This is a genomic window from Vulcanococcus sp. DEBay_Sum22DG08_74, from assembly GCF_017852955.1.
GTDB lineage: Bacteria > Cyanobacteriota > Cyanobacteriia > PCC-6307 > Cyanobiaceae > Vulcanococcus.
The window spans coordinates 1-6,947 of the sequence record NZ_JAFMKL010000085.1 but is presented as its reverse complement, the minus strand read 5'-3'; the positions used below and the strand labels follow the sequence as shown (position 1 = coordinate 6,947).

Here is a 6,947-nt window from a genome sequence, read left to right as displayed (position 1 = left end):
CCCGGCGGCGTGGCCGAGAAGCAGCTCGAGGAGCTGCATGTGGCCAGCACCTGGGTGGACGAGGAGGACTGATCCTTCCCGGCAGAACCCGAATACAAACAAAGGCTTTAGGGCACTGTCTCAGTTGAGACCTGAAGCTTGATGGTGGCAATCGCCATCGGCCTATGGCCAAAGGTCCTCCCCGTCCACCAGCAAACTCCGGCAAAAAGCGCGGCAGCAGTGACCTGGTGCGCCTGTACCTGCAGGACATCGGTCGCGTTGACCTGCTCAGCCATGAGGAGGAACTCACCCTGGCCCGGCTGGTCCAGCGTCGCGAACGACTGCTGCAGGAACGCCGCAAACTCGCCCAACAATCGCCTGAAGTCCAGGTCCTGGAGGAGCTGGAGCACAGCCGCCAACAGTTGGCCTCCCATCTGGGGCACTGGCCCAGCCTTCAGCTCTGGTCCGAACACCAGCAGCGCAGCGGCGCCGAGCTCAAAGAGTCCCTCAAGGCAGGCCATGAAGCCTGGGCCACCCTCTCGGAGCTGAGCATCGCCGAACTCAAGCAGGCGCTCCACCAGGGGCGCCGGGCCCGAGATCGGATGATCCAGGCCAACCTGCGCCTGGTGGTGGCCGTCGCCAAGAAATACCAGCAACGGGGCATGGAGCTGCTGGACCTGGTGCAGGAGGGCACCCTGGGCCTCGAGCGGGCGGTGGAGAAGTACGACCCCACCCGCGGCTTCCGCTTCAGCACCTACGCCTACTGGTGGATCCGCCAGGGGATTACCCGGGCCATCGCCACCCAAAGCCGCACGATCCGCCTGCCGGTTCACGTCACCGAGAAGCTCAACCGGATCAAAAAAGCGCAGCGCCAGATCGCCAGCGAACACGGACGTCTGGCCTCCGTGGCCGACCTCGCCAAGGAACTGGGCCTCAGCGAAGAGGTGATTCGCCTCACCCTGATGCGGGTGCCGCGCTCGGTCTCCCTGGACACGCGGGTGGGCCGCGACCAAGACACGGAGCTGGGGGATCTGCTGGAGGACGGCCACGCCACCCCGGAGCAGGCCCTGACCAAGACCCAACTCCACGACGACCTCGAAGCCCTCCTCGAGGAGCTGAGCGGCCGCGAGGCCGAGGTCATCCGCCTGCGCTTCGGCCTGGAGAACGACACCCCGCAAACCCTCTCCCAGATCGGCGAAGACCTGCACCTCTCCCGTGAGCGCGTCCGCCAGATCGAAACCCGCGCCCTGCTCAAACTGCGGCAACCCCAGCGCCGCTGCCGGGTGCACGACTACTTGCTGAACATCGACGGAGACAGCGCTCCCAGCGGCTGAAAATCCAGCTATCAATCGGGCAGCAGCGCGCCCGAGAGATGGCCAATTCCATGCCCAGCATCGACATCGGCATCCCCGAGGCCCAGCGCCAGGAGATCGCCCAGGGCCTCAGCCGCCTACTGGCGGACACCTATGTCCTCTACGGCAACACCCACGGGTTCCACTGGAACGTCACGGGGCCGATGTTCAACACGCTCCATCTGATGTTCATGGACCAGTACACGGAGCTCTGGACCGCCCTGGACGTCATCGCCGAACGCATCCGCGCCCTCGGGGTCGTCGCCCCCCATGGCGGCAGCAGCCTGGCCAAGCTCGCCTCCATTCAGGAAGCCCCCCAGCAACCCGCCGCCCTGGAGATGGTTCGGCTGCTGGTCAGCGGCCATGAGTCCGTGGCCCGCACCGCCCGCAGCATCTTCCCCCTGGCCGATGCCGCCAGCGATGAGCCCACGGCCGATCTGCTGACCCAACGGCTGCAGATCCACGAAAAAACCGCCTGGATGCTGCGCAGCCTGCTGGATCAATAGGCCTTCGCGGCGAGGGCCCCTAGATCAGGCCGGTACATTGAAGGGTCGCTTCAGGAGCCATGGCCAAATTCGTCTTCGTGACCGGTGGCGTGGTGTCCAGCATCGGCAAAGGGATCGTGGCGGCCAGCCTGGGGCGCCTGCTCAAGAGCCGCGGCTACAGCGTCTCGATCCTGAAGCTCGACCCCTACTTAAACGTGGACCCGGGCACGATGAGCCCGTTCCAGCACGGTGAGGTCTTCGTCACCGAAGACGGCGCCGAGACCGACCTGGACCTGGGGCACTACGAGCGCTTCACCGACACCGCCATGTCGCGCCTGAACAGCGTGACCACCGGTTCGATCTATCAATCGGTCATCAACAAGGAGCGCCGCGGCGACTACAACGGCGGCACCGTGCAGGTGATCCCCCACATCACCGGTGAGATCCGCGAGCGCATCCACCGCGTCGCCGCCAACAGTGGTGCTGATGTGGTGATCACCGAGATCGGCGGCACGGTCGGTGACATCGAGTCCCTGCCCTTCCTCGAAGCCATCCGCGAATTCCGGGGGGATGTGGGCCGCAACGACCTGGCCTACGTGCACGTGACCCTGCTGCCCTACATCGGCACCTCAGGCGAACTCAAGACCAAGCCCACCCAGCACTCGGTCAAGGAGCTCCGCTCCATTGGCATCCAGCCCGACGTCCTGGTCTGCCGCAGCGACCGCGAGATCAATGAGGAGCTGAAGGGCAAGATCGGCGGCTTCTGCGGCGTCCCCACCCGGGCGGTGATCCCCGCCCTGGATGCCGACAGCATCTACGCCGTTCCGATCACCCTCGAGAAGGAGGGGCTCTGCCGCGAGGTGCTCGATCTGTTGGGCCTGACGGACCACGAGTCCGACATGCAGCGCTGGGAGCAGATGGTCGCCAAGCTGCGCAACCCCGGCCCCGCCGTGAAGGTGGCCCTGGTGGGCAAGTACGTGCAGCTCAACGACGCCTACCTCTCGGTGGTCGAAGCCCTGCGCCATGCCTGCATCGACCGCGATGCCGCCCTGGATCTGCATTGGATCTGTGCCGAGCAAATCGAAGAGCAAGGGCCGGAGGCCCTGCTGCGCGGCATGGATGCCGTGGTCGTCCCCGGTGGCTTTGGCAACCGCGGCGTCGACGGCAAGGTGGCGGCCATCCGCTGGGCCCGGGAGCAGCGGGTCCCCTTCCTGGGCCTCTGCCTGGGGATGCAATGTGCCGTGATCGAGTGGGCCCGCAACCAGGCCGGACTGACGGGAGCCACCAGCGCCGAACTGAACGCTGACAGCCCGCACCCGGTGATTCACCTGCTGCCCGAGCAACAGGATGTGGTCGACCTGGGCGGAACGATGCGCCTCGGGGTCTACCCCTGCCGCGTCGCGCCCGGCACCCTGGCCCACCGCCTCTATGGCGATGAGGTGGTCTACGAGCGCCACCGCCACCGCTACGAGTTCAACAACGCCTACCGCAACCTCTTCCTGGAGTCGGGCTACGAGATCAGCGGCACCTCCCCCGATGGCCGCCTGGTGGAGCTGATCGAGCTGAAGAACCACCCCTTCTTCACCGCCTGCCAGTACCACCCGGAATTCCTCTCCCGCCCGGGCCAACCCCACCCGCTCTTCCGGGGTCTGATCGAAGCGGCGCAACAGCGCCTGCCCTCCAGCCCCAGTGAAGCGATTGCCCAAGGGGCGAACATCTCGGCGGCATGAGTGAGCAGGAGCCATTGGGCTCCAGCGGCCTACCCGTCGTGGAGACCTTCCACTCCCTGCAGGGGGAGGGCCTCCATGCCGGCCGCAGCGCCTTTTTCATTCGCCTGGGGGGCTGCAGGGTCGGTTGCAGCTGGTGCGACACCAAGCACTCCTGGCCCGCCGAGGTGCACCCGCAGCAGACCCTCGAGGCCCTGGCCCTGGCCTGCGCAGAGGCGGCCTCAGCGGGCGCGGCCTTCGTTGTACTCACGGGCGGCGAACCGCTGCACCACAACCTCGACGCGCTCAGCGCGGCCATCCGCCAGCACTGCTCGCTGCCCATTCACCTGGAAACCAGCGGCGTGGATCCCCTGACGGGATCTCCCGACTGGATCAGCCTCTCCCCCAAGCGCCATCAACCTCCCAGGGCCGAGCTGCTGCAACGCTGCGATGAGCTGAAGGTGGTGGTGCATGACGCTGCAGATCTTCTCTTTGCCGAGGTCAGCGCCAGCCAGGCCCCCCAGGCGACCTGGCTGCTGCAACCGGGCTGGGACTGCCGCGAAGGCCAGGCCCTGGCCCTGGAGTTTGTGCAGTCCCAGCCCCGCTGGCGCCTGAGCCTGCAATCCCACAAGTGGCTGGGGGTGCGCTGAGGCGAGTGGGCATCATGGAGTCGGTGCCCTCCACCGAAACCTTGCCCACTGCGATCGCCCTGCTCTCCGGAGGGCTGGATTCCGCCACCGCCGCCGCCCTCGCCCAAGCGGAGGGCTACCGCGTGATCGGCCTCTCCTTCGACTACGGCCAGCGCCACCGGCGCGAGCTGCAGGCCGCCGCGGCCGTCGCCCAGACCCTGGGCCTCGCCGAGCACCAGAGCATTCACGTCAACCTGGCCGCCTGGGGCGGCTCCGCCCTGACGGACACCGCCATGGATGTGCCCAACGAGGGGGTGCAGGAGGGCGTCATCCCCAGCACCTATGTCCCGGGGCGGAACACGGTCTTCATCGCCATCGGCCTGAGCCTGGCGGAAGCGCGCGGGGCCGAGCGGCTGGTCCTGGGGGTCAATGCCGTCGACTACTCCGGCTACCCGGACTGCCGTCCGGATTACCTCGGCGCCTTCCAGACCCTGGCCGACCTGGCCAGCAAAGCCGGCCGCGAGGGCCATGGCACCCAGCTCTGGGCCCCCCTGGTGGAGTGGAGCAAGACCAAGATCGTCGAAGAGGCCCTGCGCTTGGGGGTCCCGATTGATCAAACCTGGAGCTGCTACAGCGGCGGCGAGCAGCCCTGCGGCGTCTGCGACAGCTGCCGCATTCGTGATGCGGCCCTGATCGAGGCCGGGCGCCCCGATCTGGCGAGCCGCTGAGTGATGGCCAGAGCGCCGCTGCCCTGGATCGAACCCGCTGATCTAGCCCGCCACCTCGCCGCCCGTTTTGGACCAGAGGGGCTGATCTGGCTGGATGGGGACGGCAGCGACTTGGGGCGCTGGGCCAGCCTGGCCGCAGACCCGCTCGAGCAGATCGTCTGCCGCGGCCTCCCCGGGGAAACCGAAAGCCGCGATCCGTTTGCGGCCTTGCGGGAGCTCGGGGAAGGGCACTGGTGCGGCTGGCTGAGCTACGAGGCGGCGGCCTGGGTGGAACCCGCGGCGCACTGGAAGCCCGATGCGATGGCGACCCTCTGGATGGCGCGCCACGACCCCATCTTTCGCTTTGACCTGCAGGAGCGCACCCTCTGGCTGGAGGGAGTCGATCCAGGGCGCCTCGAAGCCATGGCCACCTGGGCCTCAGGACTGGCAACCAGCAGCCCCGGCCCAGCGGCTGCGGCGGCCATTGCGGACTGGCACTGGCGAACCACCCCAGAGCAGTTCAGCGATGGGGTCCAGCAGATCCGTGAACGGATCGCCAGCGGAGACATCTTTCAGGCCAACCTCACCGCCTGCTGCTCCACTGAGCTGCCCGCTCCCGCCGACCCGCTGCAGCTGTTTGAGCGGCTGCGGCGGCGCTGCCCCGCCCCCTTCGCCGGCCTGGTCGTGGCCCCTGGAGAAGCGGTGATCTCCGCCTCACCGGAGCGCTTTCTGCAGGTCAGCCCCAGCGGCCTGGTGGAGACCAGACCGATCAAAGGCACCCGGCCACGGAGATCCGATCCGGAGCAGGACGCCGACCAGGCGGCGGACTTGGTCTGCAGCAGCAAAGACCGCGCCGAGAACGTGATGATCGTGGACCTGCTGCGCAACGACCTGGGCCGGGTCTGCCAAAGCGGCTCGATCCAAGTCCCGCAACTGGTGGGCCTGGAGAGCTACGCGCAGGTCCACCACCTCACCTCTGTGGTGACCGGGCAACTGAAAGCCGGAGCAGACTGGGTGGACCTGCTCGAGGCCTGCTGGCCGGGGGGCTCGATCACAGGGGCGCCCAAGTTGCGGGCCTGCCAGCGCATCGCTGAACTCGAGCCCGTGGCCCGCGGGCCCTACTGCGGCTCCTTGCTACGGCGGGATTGGGATGGCAGCTTCGACAGCAGCATCTTGATCCGCACCGTGCTGCAACACGGCACCACCCTGCGCTGCCATGCGGGCTGCGGGATCGTGGCCGACTCCGATCCCAAAGCTGAAGCCGAGGAGCTGGGTTGGAAGCTGAACCCGCTGCTGGAGGCCCTGGCATGACAGGCCACAGCCTGGTCTGGAGCGATGGGCGCTGGGGCGAAGCCAACGCCCTACAACTCCCCCTGAACGACCGCGGCCTGCTGCTCGCCGATGGCCTGTTCGAAACGGTGCTGGTGCTGGACGGACGTGCCCGTCTGCTGGAGCCCCACCTTGAGCGCTGGCGCCGTAGTGCGGCGCTGCTGGGCCTGCCCGAACCGCCGCAAACGGCCGTGGTCCAACCACTGGTGGAGGAAGCGATTGCGCGTTGCAACCTGCCTGCAGGCCAGGGCGCCCTGCGGCTGAACTGGAGTGCCGGCAGCGGCGGCCGCGGTCTGGATCGCCCAGACACCCTGGATCCGCGCTTCTGGCTGCAGCTCAGCGCCCATGCCCCGACGTTTGCGCCGGTTCAGGTCATCGTCAGTCGCCATGAGCGGCGCAATGGCTCCAGCCGCCTGAGCCATTGCAAGACCTTTGCCTACGGGCAGGCGGTGCAAGCCCGCCGCGAGGCCCGCGGCGCCGGAGCCGAAGACGCCCTACTGCTGAGCACCAGCGGTGAACTCTGCTGCGGGACCGCCGCCAACCTGCTGGTGCAGCGCCAAGGGCAATGGCTCACGCCAGCGCTCAGCAGCGGCTGCCTTCCCGGGATCATGAGGGGGCAACTGCTTGAGCGTGGCCTAGCCACAGAAGCGCAGTTGGATGCCACACCCCAAGACGGCGACCGTTGGCTGCTGATCAACAGCCTTAGCTGCAGGCCCATCACCAGCGTGGATGGAGCCGCTCTGACTCCCCTCAGCTTGGA

At 67.6% G+C, this 6,947-nt stretch carries 7 protein-coding genes; all 7 read left to right on the top strand.

The features are described 5' to 3' along the window. The first annotated feature begins 164 nt into the window (after window positions 1-164). Entirely contained in the window at window positions 165-1,313 is a 1,149-nt protein-coding gene (locus tag QZ184_RS08865) for an RNA polymerase sigma factor, RpoD/SigA family (protein ID WP_247476716.1), read from the top strand. 38 nt (window positions 1,314-1,351) lie between these two features. Continuing rightward, window positions 1,352-1,837, top strand: a complete 486-nt coding sequence (locus QZ184_RS08860) for a Dps family protein (protein ID WP_010313715.1) — start codon at window positions 1,352-1,354, stop codon at window positions 1,835-1,837. Between the two features lie 59 nt (window positions 1,838-1,896). Further along, window positions 1,897-3,546, top strand: coding sequence for a CTP synthase (locus tag QZ184_RS08855; protein WP_247476715.1), 1,650 nt, complete (start codon window positions 1,897-1,899; stop codon window positions 3,544-3,546). Further along, window positions 3,543-4,172: a 7-carboxy-7-deazaguanine synthase QueE gene (locus QZ184_RS08850; RefSeq protein ID WP_296419151.1), complete on the top strand. Its 630-nt coding sequence runs from the start codon at window positions 3,543-3,545 to the stop codon at window positions 4,170-4,172. Before QZ184_RS08855 ends, QZ184_RS08850 begins: the two co-directional genes overlap by 4 nt. A gap of 23 nt (window positions 4,173-4,195) precedes the next feature. Beyond that, on the top strand, window positions 4,196-4,879 hold the full coding sequence (gene queC / locus QZ184_RS08845) for a 7-cyano-7-deazaguanine synthase QueC (RefSeq protein WP_029626039.1): 684 nt from the start codon (window positions 4,196-4,198) through the stop codon (window positions 4,877-4,879). 3 nt (window positions 4,880-4,882) lie between these two features. Further along, the gene (locus tag QZ184_RS08840) at window positions 4,883-6,169 is read left to right on the top strand and encodes an anthranilate synthase component I family protein (RefSeq protein WP_296419149.1); all 1,287 of its coding nucleotides are present in this window, start codon (window positions 4,883-4,885) and stop codon (window positions 6,167-6,169) included. Further along, window positions 6,166-6,947 (top strand): aminotransferase class IV (locus QZ184_RS08835; protein WP_296419147.1); only part of this gene is annotated, 782 nt, incomplete at its 3' end. The genes QZ184_RS08840 and QZ184_RS08835, both read left to right, overlap by 4 nt.

Bases quoted from the DNA above. Each gene is read 5' to 3' on its own strand.
- QZ184_RS08855 (WP_247476715.1), top strand. From the start codon at position 1,897: ATGGCCAAATTCGTCTTCGTGACCGGTGGCGTGGTGTCCAGCATCGGC.
- QZ184_RS08840 (WP_296419149.1), top strand. From the start codon at position 4,883: ATGGCCAGAGCGCCGCTGCCCTGGATCGAACCCGCTGATCTAGCCCGC.
- QZ184_RS08860 (WP_010313715.1), top strand. From the start codon at position 1,352: ATGGCCAATTCCATGCCCAGCATCGACATCGGCATCCCCGAGGCCCAG.
- QZ184_RS08850 (WP_296419151.1), top strand. From the start codon at position 3,543: ATGAGTGAGCAGGAGCCATTGGGCTCCAGCGGCCTACCCGTCGTGGAG.
- QZ184_RS08865 (WP_247476716.1), top strand. From the start codon at position 165: ATGGCCAAAGGTCCTCCCCGTCCACCAGCAAACTCCGGCAAAAAGCGC.